The organism is Polaromonas sp. A23, from assembly GCF_002001015.1.
Taxonomy (GTDB): Bacteria; Pseudomonadota; Gammaproteobacteria; order Burkholderiales; family Burkholderiaceae_C; genus Polaromonas.
Genome location: NZ_MUNO01000050.1, coordinates 40,201 through 58,679, shown reverse-complemented (window position 1 = coordinate 58,679; position 18,479 = coordinate 40,201). Strand labels below are relative to the sequence as shown.

The following is an 18,479-nucleotide window of genomic DNA, read 5'->3' as shown; positions in this document are numbered from 1 at the left end:
CCTGCAACGGAAAATCTGCTGAACGCCGGGCCGCAGCCCGCGACCCGCTTCAGTTCTGCGCCATCAATTCATCAAAGGAGACTGATTTTTCGACGATTTTGGCCTTGCCGAGCACAAAACTGGTCACATTGTTTTCGATCACGACAGACTCAACCTCAGCCATGCGTTTTTCGTCGCTGAAGTACCAACGCACCACATCCTGGGGTTTTTCGTAGCTCGAAGCCAGTTCTTCGACGTGGGCCTTGACCTGCTCGGTCTTGGGGAACAGGTCATTGGCACGGGTCAGCTCTGCGACCACCAGGCCCAGACGCACACGGCGCTCGGCTTGCGGACGGAAAATATCGTCGGGAATGGGCGCCTTGTCAGCGTCCTTGATGCCGCGCTGCTTCAGGTCGGCACGGGCACCCTCGACCATGCGGTCGAGTTCGGACTGCACAATCGCCTGCGGCACGTCAAGTTCGGCACTCGCCAGCAATGCGTCCATGACGGCATTCTTGTTGCGTGCCAACAGGCGGAACTTGACTTCGCGCTCCAGGTTCTTCTTGATGTCGGCGCGCAGACCTTCAACGCTGGCATCGGCAATGCCCAGGGACTTGGCCAGGGCTTCGTTGACTTCAGGCAGGTGGGCGGCTTCAATTTTCTTGACCGTGACCATGAAGTCGGCCTGTTTGCCCGCAACGTCTTTGCCGTGGTAGTCAGCAGGGAAGCTCAAGGGAAAAGTCTTGCTTTCGCCATTTTTCATGCCGCGCACGGCGTCTTCGAATTCCTTGAGCATTTGGCCTTCACCCACCAGGAACTGGAAGGCTTCTGCCTTGCCGCCGGCAAACGGTTCGCCATCAATCTTGCCTTCGAAGTCGATGGTGACGCGGTCACCGTCTTGGGCAGGCGCATCACCGGCGCGCTGGGCAAACGTACGGCGCTGCTTGCGCAGGATATCCACCGTCTTGTCGATGGCTTCGTCGGTGACTTCGGCAGTCACTTTTTCAACTTGTGCTGTGCTCAGGTCGCCGATCTTGACTTCGGGATACACCTCGAAAACCGCGTCGAAAGCCAGCTCGCCCTCAGGCGCGCCTTCTTTTTCACTGATGCGTGGCTGGCCGGCAACGCGCAATTTGGCTTCGTTGGCAGCAACCGAGAAAGCTTCGCCAACCTTGTCGTTCATGACTTCGTAATGCACCGAATAGCCGTAACGCTGGGCAACGACGTTCATCGGGACCTTGCCCGGGCGAAAACCGTCCATCTTGACGGTGCGAGCCAGGCGTTTCAGCCGTGAATCCACTTCCGACTGGATGGTGTTGACGGGCAAAGTCAACGTCATCTTGCGTTCCAGCTTCTCAAGGGTTTCAACAGTCACGGCCATGATTTACTCCTAATCCAGAATATGAAAGGACGGGTTGCGCGCACGCCCAGCCGGGCTGTGCAGCAAGCAATCGTCCTGAAAAAACTCAAAAGTGGTGCGCGGGGCGGGACTCGAACCCGCACAGTATTGCTACCGTCAGGACCTAAACCTGGTGCGTCTACCAATTTCGCCACCCGCGCGCCGGAAACAAAAACGGGAATCCTCAGCTTTTAGGCTTACGGACCCCCGCCTGAAATCGGTCAACTTTCTATTTTAGCCTGTATCGGCACCCCTTGGCCGCCGACCGTCCCGGAAGTTGCCTTACGCCGGAACGGCAGGTGTTTCGCGTTTTACGCGAAACCATGCGGGTCTGGGCGCTACGCGCCGCCCCGCAGGGCGGATTATTGAAACGCCGGTGTTTCGCGTTTTACGCGAAACCATGCGGCGTACATCGCCGGCAAAGCCAGCAGCGTCAGCACCGTGGCAACAATCAGGCCCCCCATGATGGCAACCGCCATCGGCCCCCAGAACACGCTGCGCGACAGCGGAATCATGGCCAGCACGGCGGCAGCGGCCGTCAGCACGATCGGGCGCAAACGCCGCACGGCAGACTCTACGATCGCGTCCCAAGCTGGAATGCCCGCTGCGCGGTCCTGCTCGATCTGGTCGATCAGGATCACGGAGTTCCGCTGGATCATCCCCATCAAGGCAATCACTCCGAGCAGGGCTACAAAACCGAACGGACGGCCGAGCAGCAGCAAGGCCCCAGCCACACCTGCAATCCCCAGTGGCCCGGTCAGAAACACCAGCATGGCCCGGCTGAAACTGTGCAGTTGCAGCATCAACAGGGTAAAGGTCAGGAACAGCATGATGGGAACGCCAGCCACGATGGAGCTGGAACCCTTGCTGCTTTCCTCGACAGCACCGGCCACTTCGATCCGATAGCCGCTCATGCCATTTTTCTGCCATTTGGCCTCGATAGCCTTCAGCGCAGGAAGCAACTCGTTGGTCACCGTCGCGCCCTGCAGGCCCTCGACGATGTCGCTTTGCACCGTGATCGCGTAGTCGCGGTTCTCCCGCCACATCACCCCCGGCTCCCAGGTGAAGACCGGCTTGGCGATCTGGGTCAGCGGGATCGACTTGCCCGAAGCCGTCGGCAAGTAGGCATTGGCGATGTCAGTGATCGCGTTGCGCTCGTCCATGGGCTGGCGCAGCACGATGTCGATGAGCTTGTCGCCCTCGCGGAACTGGCCCACGTTGCTGCCGGCCAGGATGGTCTTGGACGCCTGCGCAATCGACTGGCTGGTCACGCCCAGCGCCCGCGCCTTGGACTGGTCTACTTCCAGGCGCAGCACTTTCACCGACTCGTTCCAGTTGTCATTCACGCCCCGTGTGTTGGGGCTCTCGCGCATGGCAGCCTTGACCTCGTCGGCGCGGTCGCGCAAGACCAGCGGGTCGATGCCGACAACGCGAAACTGCACCGGGTAAGGCACAGGCGGGCCATTGGGCAGCAGCTTGATGCGGCCGCGCACCTCGGGAAACTCCTGGGCCAGCAAGGCCGGTAGCTTGACACGCAAGGACTCGCGCACCTTCAGGTCCTTGGGCAGCACAATGAATTGCGACACATTGGTCTGCGGGAAAACCTGGTCCAGCGGCAGGTAAAAACGCGGCACGCCCGAGCCCACCCAGGTGCTGACAGAACTGACACCCTCTTCCTTGAGCAGCCGCTCTTCCACGCGCTTGGCGGTCAACTCATTGGCAGCAAACGCGGTGCCTTCCGGGAACCAGATATCAACCATGATCTCCGGACGGCTCGAATCGGGAAAAAACTGCTGCTGGACCTTGCCCATGCCAACAATGCCAAGCGCAAAGACCAGTATCGTCGCGCCTATCGTGAGCCAGCGGTATTCCACACACCAGTTCACGGCGCTGCGAAAGCCCCGGTAAAACGGGGTGTCAAAGTGCTCGTGATGGTCTGCCTCGCCCCCAGCGGGCAAGGGCTTGGCCTTGAGCAACAGCGTACCCAGGTAGGGCACAAAATACACCGACACAATCCAGCTCAATACCAGCGCAATCACCGTCACCGCGAAAATCGCAAACGTGTATTCACCTACCGTCGATTTCGCCATGCCGATCGGCAGGAAACCGACCGCGGTGATCAGTGTGCCGGTCAGCATGGGCATCGCGGTGATCTCGTAGGCAAAGGTCGCAGCGCGCACCTTGTCGTAGCCCTCTTCCATCTTGCGCACCATCATTTCCACCGCAATGATGGCGTCGTCCACCAGCAGGCCCAGCGCGATGATCAGCGAGCCGAGCGAAATTTTGTGCAGGCCAATGCCGAAGTAACTCATGGCCAGAAAGGTGACGGCCAGCACCAGCGGAATCGTGATGCCCACCACCAGGCCTGGCCGCATGTCGATGTAATAACGCTTCCACAGCGGGTGCTGGCCCGGGCGCCGGTGAAAGCCCAGCGCGATGAAACTTACGGCCAGCACGATCACCACAGCTTCAATCAGCACCTTGACGAATTCATTGACCGAGGTAGCCACCGCGGTCGGCTGATCCTGAATCTGCACCAGCTCGATGCCGGCCGGCAAACGCGAGCCGATGCGGGCCGTGGTTGCTTTCAGTGCCTTGCCCAAAGCAATGATGTCCCCGCCCTTGGCCATGGACACACCGAGCGCAATCACTTCACGGCCCTGATGACGCACCTTGACAGCCGGCGGGTCCACGTAGCCGCGTTTGATCTCGGCGATGTCGCCCAGGCGCAGCTGGTTGCCCGAGTTTCCGCGGATGGGCATTGCCCGCAGTTGCTCAACGGCTTCAAACTGCCCGGCCACACGCACCTGCACCACGTCCAACGGCGTCTGCACCGCACCGGCGGACTCCACCGCGTTCTGCTGGCCCAGTTGATTGAGCACCTGGTTGAAATCAAGGCCCAGTTGGGCCAGCCGCTTTTGCGAGATTTCGATGAACAGTTTTTCGTCCTGCACGCCAAACTGCTCGACCTTGGCCACATCGGGCACGCGTAACAACAGCTGCCGCGCCTCGTCGGCAAAAGTCTTGAGCTCGGCGTAGCTGAAACCGTCGGCCTGCAGCGCGTAAATCACGCCATACACATCGCCGAAGTCGTCGTTGAAGAACGGACCCACCACCCCGCCCGGCAGGGTGCCGCGCATGTCGCCCACCTTCTTGCGCACGGCATACCAGACGCCTGCCACATCGGCCGCCTTGGACGAATCCTTGATCTGGAAAATGATCTGCGACTCGCCGGGCTTGGAATAGCTGCGGATCTTGTCGGCAAACGGCACTTCCTGCAGCGTACGTTCGATCTTGTCGGTCACCTGTTCGGCCACCTGCTGCGCTGTGGCACCGGGCCAGTAAGTGCGCACCACCATCGCGCGGAAGGTAAATGGCGGGTCTTCGTCCTGCCCGAGCTGGAAGTAGGCGGCAAAGCCGAGCAGCATCAGCACCACCATCAGGTAACGCGTCAGCGCCGGATGGTCCAGCGCCCACTTAGACAGGTTGAAACTGTCTTTTGGTTGTTCTTGCGTCATGCCAGCCTCACTTCGCCGCAGATGCGGCGGTGGCCGGCAAGGTGGCGGCAGCGGCATTTGCTATCGGATTGATAGCTGTCTGCGAAGGCGGAGCGTTGGCTAAAGCCACTTTTGGTTGATAAAGCGTAACCTTCTGGCCGGGCGAGAGCACATGCACACCCGCGCTGACCACCAGCATGCCCGGCTGCAGGCCGCCCGCAATCACAGCCTCGTTGCCGTCGGCCGTGGCGATCTGCACCGTTTGCGACTTCACGGTCATGCTTGCCTTGTCGAGCACCCAGACCGCGCTGTTCTTGCCCTCCTGGCGCAGCGCCGTGGTGGGCAGCTTGATGACTTGCACCCCCGCAGCGGCCAAGCCCTCTGGTTGCACATAAACCGTTGCACCCAGCACAGGCGGTTCCTTGGTGTCCAGCAAAACCTTGACGGCGTAGGTGCGGGTGGCCGGGTCGGCACTGGCGGACACCTCACGCACCTTGCCGGTCAGCTCCAAGTTCTGGGCCCATACCCGCACCTTGACCGGTGCACCCACCTTGATGGCTGCAACCTTGTCTTCCGGCACTGAAAAAACCACATCACGCGGGCCGTCAGCCGCAATGCGCAGCACCGGCGTGCCAGCCGACACCACCTGCCCGGCTTCGGCCTCCACGGCTGTGACCACGCCCGACACATCTGCTACCAGCGCCGCGTAATTGGCCTGGTTGCCTTGAACGGCCAATTGCGACTGCGCCTGCTCCAGCTGGGCCTGGGCTGCCTTCAATGTGGTTTCGCGGCGCTCGAGTTCGGCGCCGCTGATGAAGTTCTGGTCTTTCAGCTCTTTGTAGCGCTTGAAGTCGGCTGCAGCCAGGTCACGGTTGGTCGAAGCTGCCGCCACCTGGGCTCGCGCGGCGTCGGCCGCCAGCTTGTAGTCCTGCGGGTCCAGCTGGGCCAACACCTGCCCGGCCTTCACGTGCTGGCCAAGTTCGGCCTGGCGCCGGATCATCTTGCCCCCCACCCGAAAGCCCAGCCGGGACTCGACCTGCGCCTTGACCTCCCCCGCAAACTCATGGTTCGACATGAAAGAGTCCGTCCCCACCGTCATCACCTTGACGGCGCGCACCGGCTCTTCGGGCGGTGCGGGCTTTGAACAGGCTGCCAGCAGGACGGCGCTGCTGAGGATGGCAAATGCGGTTTTATTCATGATGTGTTGACAAAAGCGGTGGCAAAAAACCTGGAAACAGGCTTGGAAAGACGTACTACTGACTGACCGGTTAGTAATCTAGGGTAAATCACTAGGCTTGTCAAGCGACAATCCCAGCCATGAATCCAGGCCCTCCGACCGGCACCGCAGCAACGCTGCAAGCGCCGTCACAACACTATGAGAACTTTCCCGTGGCCTCGCTGCTGTGCCCGCCACGGCTGCGTCCCGCGGTAGCCGCCATCTACTGGTTCGCCCGCACCGCCGACGACATCGCCGATGAGGGCGACGCCCTGCCCGCCCAGCGCCTGCAAGACCTGGCCGCCTACCGCGCCGACCTTCAGGCCGCCTCCGAAGGCCATCCCGTCTCGTCCCGCTGGCCGGAAGTGTTTGGCGCCCTGCAGCCGGTTTTAAAGCAGTTCCAGCTTCCGGTGCCCTTGCTGGCCGCCCTGCTGAGTGCGTTTGAACAGGACGTTGTCAAGCAGCGTTACGCCAGCGAAGCCGAGTTGCTGGACTATTGCAGCCGCTCCGCCAATCCGGTCGGTCGGCTGCTGCTACATCTGTATGGAGTAAGGGATGCAGACTCGCTGCAGCAAAGCGATGCCATCTGCAGCGCCCTGCAGCTGATCAACTTCTGGCAAGACCTGAGCGTGGACATTCCACGCGGACGCATCTACCTGCCGCAGGACTTGTGGGTAGCCCACGGTGTCGACGAAGGCCAGTTGCTCAGGCAGGAAGTCCTGCCTTCCACTACAAATTTGATAGCTGCTTGCGCCCGCACGGCAAGGGCCCGCATGCTAAAAGGCATACAACTTCCGGCCACAGTGGCCGCGCAGCTGGGCGGCTTCGACGGCTGGCGTGCAGGGTTTGAGCTGCGCTGCGTGATGCAGGGCGGCCTGCGCATCCTGGACAAGATCGAAGCGCTGCACTACCGCACCCTGAAGCAGCGCCCCAAGCTCAACACCTGGGATGCCGTGGTTGTTTTATGGAAGGCCCTGTTCTGATGGTTCAATCCGTTCCCATTCCCGCGGCCTGTCCGCTCGCCACCACACAGCACAACGCAGACTTTGCCGACGCGTACCAGGTGCTGGTGCCAGCCTCAGCGCTCACCGCCACCGAGATCTACCGCGCCATCACCCGGCGCACGCCTGCATGGGTGGAAAAGCTGATGTGGCTGCGCAACCGGGTGGTTCAGCCCTTCGGCCTGAAGAACCTGGGTGCCATGTCAGCCGTGCGGGAGGGTGAAGCGCTTCCCGGCCAGCGCATGGGGCTTTTTGAGGTGGTCAGCAGCAACGCGCATGAGCTGATCCTGCAGGACGACGACAAACACCTGGTGGCTCGGCTGTCGGTGCTCAAGGAGACGCACGACGGCACGCACGACAAGCTGACTCTGAGCACCGTGGTCCACATCCACAACACCTTGGGGCGGACTTACATGTTTTTTGTAGGCCCGGCCCACAAGGTGATCGCCCCCGCGGTGATGCGCCGTGCGCCGCAAGCCGTGGCGGCAAGCCTGCGAGAATCTGGCCCATGAGCCCTGAAGAATATGTCCAGCAAAAAGCCGCAGCATCCGGCAGCAGTTTTTATTACGCCTTCCTGTTTTTACCCCGGGAACGGCGTGCAGCCATCACCGCCTTCTACGCGTTCTGCCGCGAGATCGACGACATCGTTGATGAGGTGACCGACCCCGGCGTGGCACACACCAAGCTGGCCTGGTGGCAAGCCGAAGTGCTCAAGTCCTACGCCGGCTCGCCCACTCACCCGGTGATGAAAGCGCTGATGCCGCTGGCACCCGGCTACCAGATCGAAGCGCGGCACCTGCAGGCAGTGATTGAAGGTTGCCAGATGGACCTGACACAAAACCGCTATCTCGACTTTCCCAACCTGAAGACCTACTGCCACCTGGTGGCGGGCATCGTCGGTGAAGTCGCGGCGCACATTTTCGGGCAAACCGAAGAAGCCACCACAACCTACGCCCACAAGCTGGGGCTGGCTTTCCAGATGACCAACATCATTCGCGATGTGGGCGAAGACGCGCTGCGCGGACGCATCTACCTGCCGGTCAACGAACTGCAGCAGTTCGACGTGAAGGCGCACGAAATCCTCAAGCGCCAGTACTCGGACCGCTTCACCGCGCTCATGAAATTCCAGACGGACCGTACGCTCGCCCTTTACGACGAAGCGCTGGACTTGCTGCCCGAAGCCGACCGCCGCTCGCAAAAACCCGGCCTGATGATGGCCAGCATCTACCGCACCCTGCTGCGTGAAATTGCAGCCGACGGCTACCAGGTGCTGCACCAGCGTGTCAGCCTCACGCCGCTGCGCAAGTTCTGGCTGGCGTGGAAGACCCAGGCTTTCGGAAGGATATGACCCCCACGCTCCCCACTTCGTGTGGTTCGCTGCCCCCCGAGGGGGCCGCTGCGCCTGCGGCCCGGCAAAGCCGGTTCCGCGGCCCCTGCTGGTCTATACCCCACCTCGGGCAGCGCCTGTTTCTGGGGCATTGGGCGGCACCACAGGGTCCAAGGTGAGAGTTGCAGTTATCGGCGCGGGTTGGGCCGGCTGCGCCGCCGCGGTTGAAGCCACACGGCTGGGTCAGCAAGTCACCGTCTTCGAAGCTACGCGCATCGCCGGTGGCCGCGCTCGCCGCATTGAAAGCCAGTTGCCTGATGGCACGCCGCTGGTGCTGGACAACGGCCAGCACATCCTGATCGGCGCCTACAGCGAAACCCTGCGCTTGATGGCCGATGTCGGCATGAACGCTGCCGCCTCCTTGCTGCGCCAGCCACTGACTCTGCGCTTCCCCGATGGCGCGGGCCTGACTTTTCCGCGGCTGCCTGCGCCGCTGGACGCGCTGGCCGGTATCGTCACTGCGCAGGGCTGGACCTGGCCTGACAAGCTCGGCCTGTTGCGTGCCGCGCTGGGCTGGCAACTCGCCGGCTTCCAGTGCGCGCAGGAGCTCACTGTTGCACAACTCTGTCGCGGCCTGAGCCCGGCAGTGATGGCCACACTGATTGAACCCTTGTGCGTGTCGGCCCTGAACACCCCGGCCGACCGCGCAAGCGCCCAGGTGTACTTGCGCGTGCTGCGCGACGCCTTGTTTGCGCAGTCCGGCGGCTCCAACCTGCTGTTGCCGCGGGTTGACCTGAGTGCCCTGCTGCCTGACGCTGCCCTGGCATGGGTGGCGCAGCGGGGCGGTGAAGTCTGCTTGGGCCGCCGCGCGCAATCAGTCGTGCCCGCCGCTAATGGCTGGCGGGTTGATGGTGCGCTGTTTGACCGCGTGATTCTGGCCTGCCCACCCGCAGAGGCCGCGCGGCTGCTTGAAAGCTGCGGTCTGCCCTGCGTGTCATGGCTGGCACACACCCGCGCATTGCAGTTTGAAGCCATCACCACGGTTTATGCTTTTTCGCCGGGCGCGCGACTGGCCCAACCCATGCTCACGCTGCGCGCCAGCGCACCCGAGGGAGACGCGCCCGCACAGTTCGTGTTCGACCGCGGTCAGCTCGGCGGCCCGGCGGGCCTGCTGGCCTTTGTGGTGAGCGCCAGCAGCGTTGACAATGCCGCGCTCACGCAGCGCATTTTGGGCCAGGGCGAACGGCAACTCGGCCAGGCCGGGCTTCAGGCGGTGCAAACCGTTGTGGAAAAACGCGCAACCTTTGCCTGCCTGCCCGGGCTTCAGCGCCCCGCCATCCAGGTGCGGCCCGGCCTGCTTGCTTGCGGCGACTATGTGGAAGGCCCCTACCCGGCCACACTGGAAGGTGCGGTCCGCTCCGGCCTGCAGGCCGCCCAGCTTGCTACCAAATAGATAGCTATTGGCGCCCGCGGAATAAGGGGATTCGGCCTTTTTTTCTTAAACTTTTGGCGGTGGCGGGTTCTGGCGCTCGTTCTTGGCCATCACACGCACCTGCAATTGTGCAGGCCGCGCCAGGCAACGCTCCAACCAGTCAGCCAGCCGCGGGCATTGCGCCATGGTCTCGGCACGCTGCGCCCAGGCCAGCACCGACGCAACGCAAATGTCGGCCACGGTGAAGCGCTCACCCGCCACATAGCTGCGCGTCTGCAAGTGTTGTTCCAGCACGCGCAACGCCGGTGCCAGGCGCCGCTCGGCCTCCCGAGCCAGCTCCGGCTTGCGCTTGTCTTCGGGCATGGCCACGCGATGCATGAGAAAAGTCAGCGCATCCTTTTCGCATTCGGTGACAACCCAGAAGCTCCAGCGCAGGATGTCGGCCTGCTCTGCATGGTTCAGTGCGCCCAGCGAAGCCTGCACCTCGCCAGGAAAACGCCCGGCCAGGTACAGGGCACAGGCCATGGACTCCCAGACCAGCACACCATCGTCGTCGATCACCGGAATATGCCCGTTGGGGTTAAGCGCCAGGAATTGCGGCGTGCGGGTTGCGCCGTTTTCGTAGGGCTGGGCAATGCGCTCGTACACCAGGCCAAGCTCCTCTGCAACCCACAAGGGGCGTGAGGTGCGCGAGGCCGCAATGCCGTAAATCTTCAATGTCATGGTTTTGTCTCTGAAAGTCTGAACATGTCGCACAACTCGGTCAGGCTGGTCACGGTTTCGTGCGGCGTGGCCTCGTGCGTCCACAAGTGGTCGGCCCGGTTGACCCAGACCGTCTGCATGCCCGCGTTGAGCGCGCCCAATATGTCGAGGGTTGCGTCATCGCCCACATGCAACACGTTGTGCGGCTCCACATCCACGGCGCCCGCAGCTGCATGAAAAATCCTCGGGTCCGGCTTGCCCACACCGAACTCCTGCGCGCTGATAGCCGCACGGAAATAGGGCCCCAATCCAATGCGCCCCACATCGGCGTTGCCGTTGGACAGCGCCACCACCGGGAAACGCGCCGAGAAAAACTCGAGTGCGAGCACCGCGTCGTCAAACAGTGTGACTTCGTGGCGCGCGGCATAAAAAACTTCGAACGCTTCATCGGCGAGCAAGGGATTTTCCTTGGAGCGGTACAAGGCCACCCGGATCGCCTCACGCCGGATGGCGCTGAGGTTGTGCTTGAGCTCGGGGCGGGTTCGTACAATCTGTTCACGGATATCGTGGCGGGCCGTGGGGTTGGCAAACAGCGCAGCGGTCATGGGCGCGTAGCGTCCCAGCCATTGGTCGAGTGCGGCTTCGGCCCGCTCTATGGCTGGCCAGACCGGCCAGAGGGTATCGTCAAGGTCAAGAGTTATGGCTTTGATAATTGTCAGGTCGAGCATAGGTAAGGGAGAATAACCCATGTCTTTTTCTCCCGAACCCACCTTTGTGCATGGACAGCCGCCCAGCGCCGCAAGTGGCACGGCCGTGTTGTATTGCAACCTCGGCACACCCGAGGCCCCCACCGCCGCAGCGCTGCGCCCTTACCTCGCGCAGTTTCTCAGCGACCCACGGGTGATTGAAATTCCTAAGGTGTTGTGGTGGCTGGTATTGCACGGCATCATTCTGCGCGTGCGGCCAGCAAAGTCAGCCGCCAAATACGCCAGCATCTGGACCAAGGACGGCTCCCCCCTGAAGGTATGGACGGCCAAACAGGCGGCGATGCTGCGCGGCTATCTGGGTGAGCGCGATCATTTTGTCGAAGTACGTTATGCCATGCGCTACGGCCAGCCGTCCATCGCAACACAACTCAATGCGCTCAAGGCTGAAGGCGTGACGCGAATCCTGGTGCTGCCGGCCTATCCGCAATACAGCGGCACCAGCACCGCCAGCGTGTTCGACGCGGTGTACAGCTGGGCCGCAAAAACACGCCGCATTCCCGAGTTTCGCTTTGTCAACAATTACCACGATCACCCGGGCTACATTGACGCGCTGTCAGCGTGTGTACGTGCCCATTGGTCCAAAAACGGCCGCGCCGAAAAATTGGTCATGAGTTTTCACGGCGTGCCCGAGCGCACGCTGCAGCTGGGCGACCCCTATCACTGCGAATGCCACAAAACCGCCCGCCTGCTGGCAGCCGAGCTTGGCCTCAGCAAGGAGCAGTACCGCGTGACCTTTCAATCACGCTTCGGCAAGGCCAAGTGGCTGGAGCCCTATACCGAGCCCACACTGGTGGCCCTGGCACGGGCCGGCGTTAAAAATGTCGACGTGATTTGTCCGGGTTTCACAGGCGACTGCCTGGAGACACTGGAAGAAATTGCACAGGAGGCCAGGGAAGCCTTCATGCGTGCCGGGGGGCAGAGTTTTAACTACATCCCCTGCCTGAACGACAACCCGGTATGGCTGGCCGCACTGAGTGACATTGCGCAGCAGCACCTGTCGGGCTGGCCCACCCATACAACGCCCGATGTGCAGGCACTGGCCGCCTCACGCGCCGCCGCGCTGGCGCGCGGGGCCAAACAGTAATACATCCGCAGCAAACATCAAGCGCCCGGGGCGCACCGCTGCCCCGCCGGTTTAATTCCTGGTGATGACCACCGCACCGCCGGCACCGCCGGCGTCGTTGTTTTCCCCACGCATCACGTTGGCGCCGCTGATGTTCACGGTGTAGGTGTCAGGGTCGTAGTTGCCGGAACCCTGCAGGTAGACGGGATTGCTGCCCTGGATGATCACGGTATTTCCCCGCACCGTGACCCGCGCGTCCTGCTGGACCTTCTTGGACTGGCCCTGGTTGTTGGTGTAGGCCAATACCATCACACCCCTGTAAATGCCGTTGCCGGCTTTTTCATTGACCTGCAGCGTTCCCCTGTAAGGAAAGCCGGCCGACCCTGCGTATTCCACACGCCAGTTGCCCTGTATCTGGAATTCCGCGCTGGCCGGCTTGTTCTCCCTGGACCCGGCATCCTGCTCAGACGACGCCTTGATGGCGTCACAGCCCCATGAACGGACCTTGCAGCTCGAGCCGCCCTTGGCCCGGCACTCCGACAATGCCCGCTGCTGGACGGCGGAACTCGTCGCCCCCGTTCCCCAGCCATAGGCGTTGGAGCCCTTGGCCTGGTCAGCGGCATAGGCGCCGCATTCCGCGCGAAAGCGAAGCACCACGGCGCAATCCGACCCACATTCCCTCAATGCACGCTGTTCGGCCTGCTCGGAGTTGGGATGGTTGAAGGAGAAGCCGTATTTTTCGCCCTGCAGGCTGTCAATCGCCAGCGCACCTGCCGCCATGGCCTGGCCTCCGGCCAAAGAAAGCAGCAAGGTGAAGAAAAGTCTGGCTGCAACAGCCCGGATTCCAGAAATCATGGTGGTTCCTTCTTGAGAAAATTTCAAATAAAAAAGAAAAGCTGCGCCCCGAATAAAGGCCTTGCGAAGAGAATAACCGGCGCCGGTGACAATCCGGATCCCATGAACATGGGGGCGCGACAAGGCCTGGCCAGGAAGGCCTATTGAAACCGCGCCTTCAGCACAGCCTGCACTTGCATCAACACGCTGGCCCAGTCACCCAGCGCAGGCTGCCGGAACAGCCTGGCCGAGCCATACCAGGGGCTGTCGTTCCTGTCCAGCAACCAGCGCCAGTCCGGACTGAAAGGCAGGAGCACCCACACTTCCTTGCCCATGGCACCGGCCAGATGCGCCACGCTGGTGTCCACCGTGATGACAACGTCCATCAGCGCCACCACCGCAGCGGTGTCGCTGAAATCTTTCAACGCATCCCCCAAAACCTCGATGCCCGATGCACTTATCAACGCTGGCGGCTCGGCCGGCCGCCATTCTTTTTGCAGGCAGTAGTAACTTGCCTGAGCCGTCACCAGCGTCTTGATGTCCTCCAGGCTCAGGGAGCGGCTGCGATCGTGGGGATGCCCCGCGCTGCCGCTCCACACCAGGCCTACTTTCTTTTGACGGACATTGCCCAAGCGGGTTTGCCACTCTGCAAATTTTTTCGGATCGCTGTGCAAGTAACCCGAGCCGGTGATTGACCCCATGTTCACCTGGAAGGCCAAGGGCAAACTCATCAGGGGGCAGTGAAAATCAAAACCAGGCAGGCGCTCGCCCTGGCCCAATACCAGGCTCGCCCCCTCCAGATCCTGAAGCAGCATCTTGAGCGGCGGCTGGACTTCCAGCACCACCCGCGCACCCAGAGCCGCCACTTGCCGGGCATACCGGCAAAACTGGATCGTGTCGCCCAGCCCTTGCTCGGCGTGCAACAGAATGGTTTTGCCCGCGAGCTTTTCCTTGCCCAGCCAGAGCGGTTGGATGAAGTTTCTCAATGAAGAACTGCCGGGTTCCCTTTTCCAGCGCCACTCGTACTTCGGCCACCCACCGGTGAAGTCCCCCATCAGCAACCTGCACAAACCTTCATTCCAGTGTGCTTCCGCGTAATCGGGCCTGATCTGCAACGCGTTTTCAAAACTCTTCAGCGCTTCATCGGGGCGTTTCAGGTCCTGCAACGTATTGCCGCGGTTGTTGAACGCCTCTGCATGGTCCGGCTTGAGCTTAAGCGCCTGGTCAAAGCTCGCCAACGCCTCCTCATAACGCGCCAGGTCATGCAAGGCGTTGCCACGGCCGCTCAGCGCCTCCACATAACCCGGCTTGATCGTGAGCGCGGCGTCATAACTCGCCAGCGCCTCGGCCGGACGTTTCAGGTCCCGCATCGCATTGCCTCGGTTATGAAGTGCACTGGGAAGCCGCGGGTTGATGGCGAGCGCCTGATCGAGCAAGACCACCGCGATGGCCGGGCTTTTCTGTTGCAGGGCAATCGTTCCCAGCAACTGCAGTGCCTCGAAGTGCTGCGGCTGCAACTGCAATATCTCCTGGTACAGCGCCGCCGCCTGATCCAGCCTTCCCTGCTGGTGCAGCGCCAGGGCTGTCGCCAGTTTGGCAGCATGGTTTTGTGTTGCCGCGCCGGGCTGCCGGTGCAGGGGCGCTACCGGTCGGAGGGATCCGCCTTCAGAAGCAGCAAGGCGCGAGCCCAGCTCGGCTTGCACTTGCTTCAACACGCTGGCCCAGTCGCCCAGGGCTGGCTGCCGGAACAGCCTGGCCGGTGAATACCACGGGCTGTCGCTTCTCTCCAGCAACCACCGCCAATCGGGGTTGAAGGGCAGCAATATCCACACCTCTTTACCCATCGCGCCGGCCAGATGGGCCACGCTGGTATCCACGGTGATCACCAGGTCCATCAGCGCCACCACCGCAGCCGTGTCGCTGAAATCCTCTAATGAGTCCCCTAACACCTCGATGCCGGAGGCACTCACCAACGCCGGCGGCTCGGCCAAACGCCATTCCTTTTGCAGGCAATAGAAATCTGCCTGATCCGTCACCAGTGCCTTGACGTTCTCCAGCGCAAGGGAGCGATTGTGGTCGTTCGTGTGGACCGTGTTACCTGTCCACACGAGACCGACTCGTTTCCTGCTGGTCTTGCCCAATCGGATTTGCCACTCTTTGAGCTTTTCCGGGTCACTGTGCAGGTAACTCGAACCGGTGATCGTCCCAACATCCGTGTGGAACGCCAGCGGCAAACTCATCAGCGGACAATGAAAGTCGAAATCAGGCAGGTGCTCGCCCCGGCCCAACACCAGGCTCGCACCCTCCACTTCCTGAAGCAGCCTCTTGAGCGGCGGCTGGACTTCCAGCACCACCCGCGCACCCAGAGCCGCCACTTGCCGGGCATACCGGCAAAACTGGATCGTGTCGCCAAGCCCCTGCTCGGCATGCAACAAAATGGTTTTGCCTTCGAGCTTTTCCTTGCCCAGCCAGAGTGGTTGGGTGAAGTTTCTCACCGAAGAACTACCGGGTTCTTTTTTCCAGCGCCACTCGTACTTCGACCAGCCTTCGGGAAAATCACCCATCAGCAGCCTGCATAAACCCTCATTCCAGTGGGCTTCTGCATAGTCGGGCCTGATCCGTAATGCGCGGCCATAACTATTCAGCGCTTCCTCCAGGCGCTTCATATCTTGCAATACCAGGCCCCGGTTGCTTAGCGCCTCTGCAAAGTCCGGCTGGATCTTGAGAGCCCGGTCATAACTCTCCAGCGCCTGCGCAGGGCGCTTCAGGATCCGTAATGTGTTGCCGCGGTTAATCAGCGCCTCCACATAATCCGGCCTGAGTTGAAGTGAACGGTCATAACTCGTCAGCGCTTCCTCAAAGCGCTTCAGAATCCGTAACGTGTTGCCGCGGTTGCTCAGTGCCTGTACATAATCCGGCCTGATTTGAAGTGCACGGTCATAACTCTCCAATGCTTCCTCAAAACGCCTCAGGTCCTGCAATACGTTGCCACGGTTGCTTAGCGCCTCCGCATAGTCCCGCTGGATTTTGAGAGCCCGGTCATAACTCTCCAGTGCTTCGTCAAAACGCCTCAAGTCCTGTAATACGTTGCCACGGCTGTTCAGTGCTTCCGCATAGTTCGGCTGGATCTTGAGAGCCCGGTCATAGCTCTCCAACGCTTCGTCAAAACGCTTCAGATCCCGCAGGGCAACACCATAGTTGTGAAGCGCACTGGCATGACGCGGATTGATAGCGAGCGCCTGGTCAAACAGAGCCACGGCGGCCTCTGGGCTTTCTTGTTGCAGCGCAATTGTTGCCAGTAACTGCAATGCCTCGAAGTGCTGCGGCTGCGACTGCAATATCTCCTGGTACATCATGGCCGCCTGATCCAGCCGCCCCTGCTGGTGCAGCGCCAGGGCCGTCGCCAGTTTGGCAGCGTGGTTTTGTGCGGCCGCGCCAGACGGCTGGCGCGCTGGCGCCGGCCGCTTGGGCTGGGGGATCGGGGTTCTGCCGTGTTTCATGAAAATTTGCCTGAATTCTTCTTCCGAAAAGACAGCAGAAAGCCTCGAAATGTCAGTTCCGCATGCCCGGTCAAATTATGGACGACCCGGACAGCACCCCTCCAACCGCACAATTCCGGCCAGGGCGTTAACAGGCTGCCCGCGGCAATCCGGTCATTTCGCCGACAATCATGGGTTGACCCCAAGATGAGCTCCATGACCATGACCCCTTCCGCAGCCAGCACAGCGCCCGACGACACCCTCCCGGCGGAGGCCCCCGCAGCAGCGGCGCAACCGTCCACAGGGCCCGCGGGTGAGCCCTCAAGTGCAACCGGCCGCACCCGCTCGGTGCAACCGGTTCTGGAAAAACTGTTTGAGCTCTACCCCCATCTCTTCGGCACCAACTTCCTGCCACTCAAACTCGGGATTTTTCAGGATCTGCTGGCCGCCCACCCGGAACACTTCCAGCGCGAAAGCCTCAAGGCCGCATTGGGTTTTCACACACGCTCCACGCGTTACCTGCAATGTGTGGCCGCCGGCCACAAGCGCCACGACCTTCAGGGCAACCCGGGGGAAGACGTGGCTCCGGAGCATGTCTACCTGACCTTGCTCGAACTTTTTCGCCGTCGCCAGGCGCGAGCCCGCGAAGACCTGCGACCCAAATTCCGCGCGCAGTTGATAGCCGCTTTTGAAGCCAGCGGTTTGACCCGGCAGGACTACCAGGTGCGGGTGCAAACCAACGACATTGAGGCCACTGCATTGCTGGAAGAAGCTTTTGCCGAACGTGAGCAAAAAGTGGCCAAACGTGAAGCGTTGCGCCGCACTTTTGAAAGCAGCGGCAAGACCGCCGAAGAGTTTGCCGACATGTACGGCATTGACAAGCGCGAACTCGCCGCGGCGATCAAGGCCTGAGAAGCGAGGAAGAGGCAAGCATGGCAGCCGTCCAGCCCTTGACGCTCAGCAAGGTCAATGACGGCGTGTACCGTGTTTTGGCCGGCACCGGCGACCACGTCGGCAACCTCAAGCTGATCGGCGGGCAATGGAAATTCAAGGCCATCGGTTACGACAGCCAGGGTGAAGTGATCCCCGGCGGCGGGCCGCTGACCGACCGGCACAACACCACCTTCGCTTCACTCGATGAATCCTTGATTGCAACCGCCCTGGCTCCGGACTGAGAGCCGTCTTCCATCAGGTCTCGATTTCACCAGGAGAATCCCATGCAGCGCGTCTGGACCGATTTGCTCGACAAGGTCGACTGGGACGAACTCTCGGCCCTCTACCGGGTGGCTCCCCTCGGCGACAAAAGCCCGGCCGGGCTGAAAACCGTGTTCACGAACAGCATGTTCCGATGTTTTGTTTACGAAGACAGTCAACTTGTGGGCGTGGGCCGTGCGCTGGCAGATGGCGTGGACTGCTCTTATATCTGCGACATCGCGGTCATGCCGAGCCACCAAGGCACAGGCCTTGGAAAAGAGATCGTCGGCAAACTGGTGAATCTCTCGCGCGGTCACCGAAAAATCATTCTGTACGCGGTGCCCGGCAAGGAGTCCTTTTATGAAAAGCTGGGCTTCAAACGCATGCGCACTGCCATGGCGATTTTTGAGAACCAGTCGCTGGCGATGGAGCGAGGGTATCTTCAGGAAACCTGATCATGAGATGTGGGTCAGGTTTTCGTCTTTTTTCATAAGAAAGTGGCTACCAGCCCTTTATTTTCGGGCGCTGATAGCTATAAATTGGATAGCACTTTTCCCTTATTCACTGCGCTGCACCGCAGCCCCCAGAT

15 protein-coding genes and 1 tRNA gene are annotated in these 18,479 nt (G+C 61.4%); 8 read left to right on the top strand and 8 right to left on the bottom strand.

Annotation, left to right across the window (positions count from 1 at the left end; genetic code table 11):
- Positions 1-49 precede the first annotated feature (49 nt).
- The 4 genes from tig to B0B52_RS21425 form a co-directional block, all read right to left on the bottom strand.
- The gene (gene tig, locus B0B52_RS21440) at positions 50-1,360 is read right to left on the bottom strand and encodes a trigger factor (protein ID WP_077595714.1); all 1,311 of its coding nucleotides are present in this window, start codon (positions 1,358-1,360) and stop codon (positions 50-52) included.
- Between the two features lie 92 nt (positions 1,361-1,452).
- Positions 1,453-1,539 (bottom strand) — tRNA-Leu (locus B0B52_RS21435).
- 201 nt (positions 1,540-1,740) lie between these two features.
- Entirely contained in the window at positions 1,741-4,896 is a 3,156-nt protein-coding gene (locus B0B52_RS21430) for an efflux RND transporter permease subunit (protein WP_077595713.1), read from the bottom strand.
- Between the two features lie 7 nt (positions 4,897-4,903).
- On the bottom strand, positions 4,904-6,073 hold the full coding sequence (locus B0B52_RS21425; RefSeq protein WP_077595712.1) for an efflux RND transporter periplasmic adaptor subunit: 1,170 nt from the start codon (positions 6,071-6,073) through the stop codon (positions 4,904-4,906).
- Positions 6,074-6,192: 119 nt separating this feature from the next.
- Here B0B52_RS21425 and hpnC point away from each other — a divergent pair, with 119 nt between their 5' ends.
- The 4 genes from hpnC to hpnE all read left to right on the top strand — a co-directional run bounded on the left by hpnC (position 6,193) and on the right by hpnE (position 9,872).
- Positions 6,193-7,074 (top strand): squalene synthase HpnC, encoded by an 882-nt coding sequence (gene hpnC, locus B0B52_RS21420; protein ID WP_077595711.1) that lies wholly within the window; start codon positions 6,193-6,195, stop codon positions 7,072-7,074.
- Positions 7,074-7,604 carry a DUF2867 domain-containing protein gene (locus B0B52_RS21415; RefSeq protein WP_168173608.1) on the top strand — a complete coding sequence of 177 codons (531 nt, stop codon included), beginning with the start codon at positions 7,074-7,076 and terminating at the stop codon, positions 7,602-7,604. The genes hpnC and B0B52_RS21415 overlap by 1 nt, the downstream gene beginning before the upstream one ends.
- Complete coding sequence (hpnD, locus tag B0B52_RS21410) at positions 7,601-8,440, top strand: presqualene diphosphate synthase HpnD (protein WP_077595709.1); 840 nt, start codon at positions 7,601-7,603, stop codon at positions 8,438-8,440. Before B0B52_RS21415 ends, hpnD begins: the two co-directional genes overlap by 4 nt.
- A gap of 130 nt (positions 8,441-8,570) precedes the next feature.
- Entirely contained in the window at positions 8,571-9,872 is a 1,302-nt protein-coding gene (gene hpnE / locus B0B52_RS21400; protein WP_139352061.1) for a hydroxysqualene dehydroxylase HpnE, read from the top strand.
- A 45-nt stretch (positions 9,873-9,917) separates the two neighbouring features.
- Here the strand turns inward: hpnE and B0B52_RS21395 are convergent, their stop codons facing one another.
- Together B0B52_RS21395 and B0B52_RS21390 are read right to left on the bottom strand one after the other, a co-directional pair.
- Positions 9,918-10,574, bottom strand: a complete 657-nt coding sequence (locus tag B0B52_RS21395) for a glutathione S-transferase family protein (protein ID WP_077595706.1) — start codon at positions 10,572-10,574, stop codon at positions 9,918-9,920.
- Positions 10,571-11,281: an HAD family hydrolase gene (locus B0B52_RS21390; protein ID WP_139352068.1), complete on the bottom strand. Its 711-nt coding sequence runs from the start codon at positions 11,279-11,281 to the stop codon at positions 10,571-10,573. The genes B0B52_RS21395 and B0B52_RS21390 overlap by 4 nt, the downstream gene beginning before the upstream one ends.
- Before the next feature lie 19 nt (positions 11,282-11,300).
- On the opposite strand from B0B52_RS21390, the gene hemH reads away from it, so the two are divergent.
- Positions 11,301-12,404 (top strand): ferrochelatase, encoded by a 1,104-nt coding sequence (gene hemH / locus B0B52_RS21385; protein WP_077595704.1) that lies wholly within the window; start codon positions 11,301-11,303, stop codon positions 12,402-12,404.
- Positions 12,405-12,455: 51 nt separating this feature from the next.
- On the opposite strand, the gene B0B52_RS21380 is transcribed toward hemH, so the two are convergent.
- Together B0B52_RS21380 and B0B52_RS21375 are read right to left on the bottom strand one after the other, a co-directional pair.
- Positions 12,456-13,238 (bottom strand): DUF4189 domain-containing protein, encoded by a 783-nt coding sequence (locus B0B52_RS21380; protein WP_077595806.1) that lies wholly within the window; start codon positions 13,236-13,238, stop codon positions 12,456-12,458.
- A gap of 140 nt (positions 13,239-13,378) precedes the next feature.
- Complete coding sequence (locus tag B0B52_RS21375; protein WP_077595703.1) at positions 13,379-16,717, bottom strand: tetratricopeptide repeat protein; 3,339 nt, start codon at positions 16,715-16,717, stop codon at positions 13,379-13,381.
- Between the two features lie 201 nt (positions 16,718-16,918).
- On the opposite strand from B0B52_RS21375, the gene B0B52_RS21370 reads away from it, so the two are divergent.
- Genes B0B52_RS21370 through B0B52_RS21360 form a run of 3 tightly spaced genes read left to right on the top strand, consistent with a single transcriptional unit; the run spans position 16,919 to position 18,345 of the window.
- The gene (locus B0B52_RS21370; protein WP_077595805.1) at positions 16,919-17,608 is read left to right on the top strand and encodes a ProQ/FINO family protein; all 690 of its coding nucleotides are present in this window, start codon (positions 16,919-16,921) and stop codon (positions 17,606-17,608) included.
- A gap of 20 nt (positions 17,609-17,628) precedes the next feature.
- Entirely contained in the window at positions 17,629-17,871 is a 243-nt protein-coding gene (locus tag B0B52_RS21365; RefSeq protein ID WP_077595702.1) for a hypothetical protein, read from the top strand.
- A gap of 42 nt (positions 17,872-17,913) precedes the next feature.
- Complete coding sequence (locus B0B52_RS21360) at positions 17,914-18,345, top strand: GNAT family N-acetyltransferase (protein WP_077595701.1); 432 nt, start codon at positions 17,914-17,916, stop codon at positions 18,343-18,345.
- Positions 18,346-18,479: the final 134 nt, after the last annotated feature.

Bases quoted from the DNA above. Each gene is read 5' to 3' on its own strand.
- hpnC (WP_077595711.1), top strand. From the start codon at position 6,193: ATGAATCCAGGCCCTCCGACCGGCACCGCAGCAACGCTGCAAGCGCCG.
- B0B52_RS21380 (WP_077595806.1), bottom strand. From the start codon at position 13,238: ATGATTTCTGGAATCCGGGCTGTTGCAGCCAGACTTTTCTTCACCTTG.
- B0B52_RS21415 (WP_168173608.1), top strand. From the start codon at position 7,074: ATGGTTCAATCCGTTCCCATTCCCGCGGCCTGTCCGCTCGCCACCACA.
- hpnD (WP_077595709.1), top strand. From the start codon at position 7,601: ATGAGCCCTGAAGAATATGTCCAGCAAAAAGCCGCAGCATCCGGCAGC.
- B0B52_RS21370 (WP_077595805.1), top strand. From the start codon at position 16,919: ATGACCCCTTCCGCAGCCAGCACAGCGCCCGACGACACCCTCCCGGCG.
- B0B52_RS21365 (WP_077595702.1), top strand. From the start codon at position 17,629: ATGGCAGCCGTCCAGCCCTTGACGCTCAGCAAGGTCAATGACGGCGTG.
- B0B52_RS21360 (WP_077595701.1), top strand. From the start codon at position 17,914: ATGCAGCGCGTCTGGACCGATTTGCTCGACAAGGTCGACTGGGACGAA.
- B0B52_RS21430 (WP_077595713.1), bottom strand. From the start codon at position 4,896: ATGACGCAAGAACAACCAAAAGACAGTTTCAACCTGTCTAAGTGGGCG.
- B0B52_RS21390 (WP_139352068.1), bottom strand. From the start codon at position 11,281: ATGCTCGACCTGACAATTATCAAAGCCATAACTCTTGACCTTGACGAT.
- B0B52_RS21425 (WP_077595712.1), bottom strand. From the start codon at position 6,073: ATGAATAAAACCGCATTTGCCATCCTCAGCAGCGCCGTCCTGCTGGCA.
- B0B52_RS21375 (WP_077595703.1), bottom strand. From the start codon at position 16,717: ATGAAACACGGCAGAACCCCGATCCCCCAGCCCAAGCGGCCGGCGCCA.
- B0B52_RS21395 (WP_077595706.1), bottom strand. From the start codon at position 10,574: ATGACATTGAAGATTTACGGCATTGCGGCCTCGCGCACCTCACGCCCC.
- tig (WP_077595714.1), bottom strand. From the start codon at position 1,360: ATGGCCGTGACTGTTGAAACCCTTGAGAAGCTGGAACGCAAGATGACG.
- hemH (WP_077595704.1), top strand. From the start codon at position 11,301: ATGTCTTTTTCTCCCGAACCCACCTTTGTGCATGGACAGCCGCCCAGC.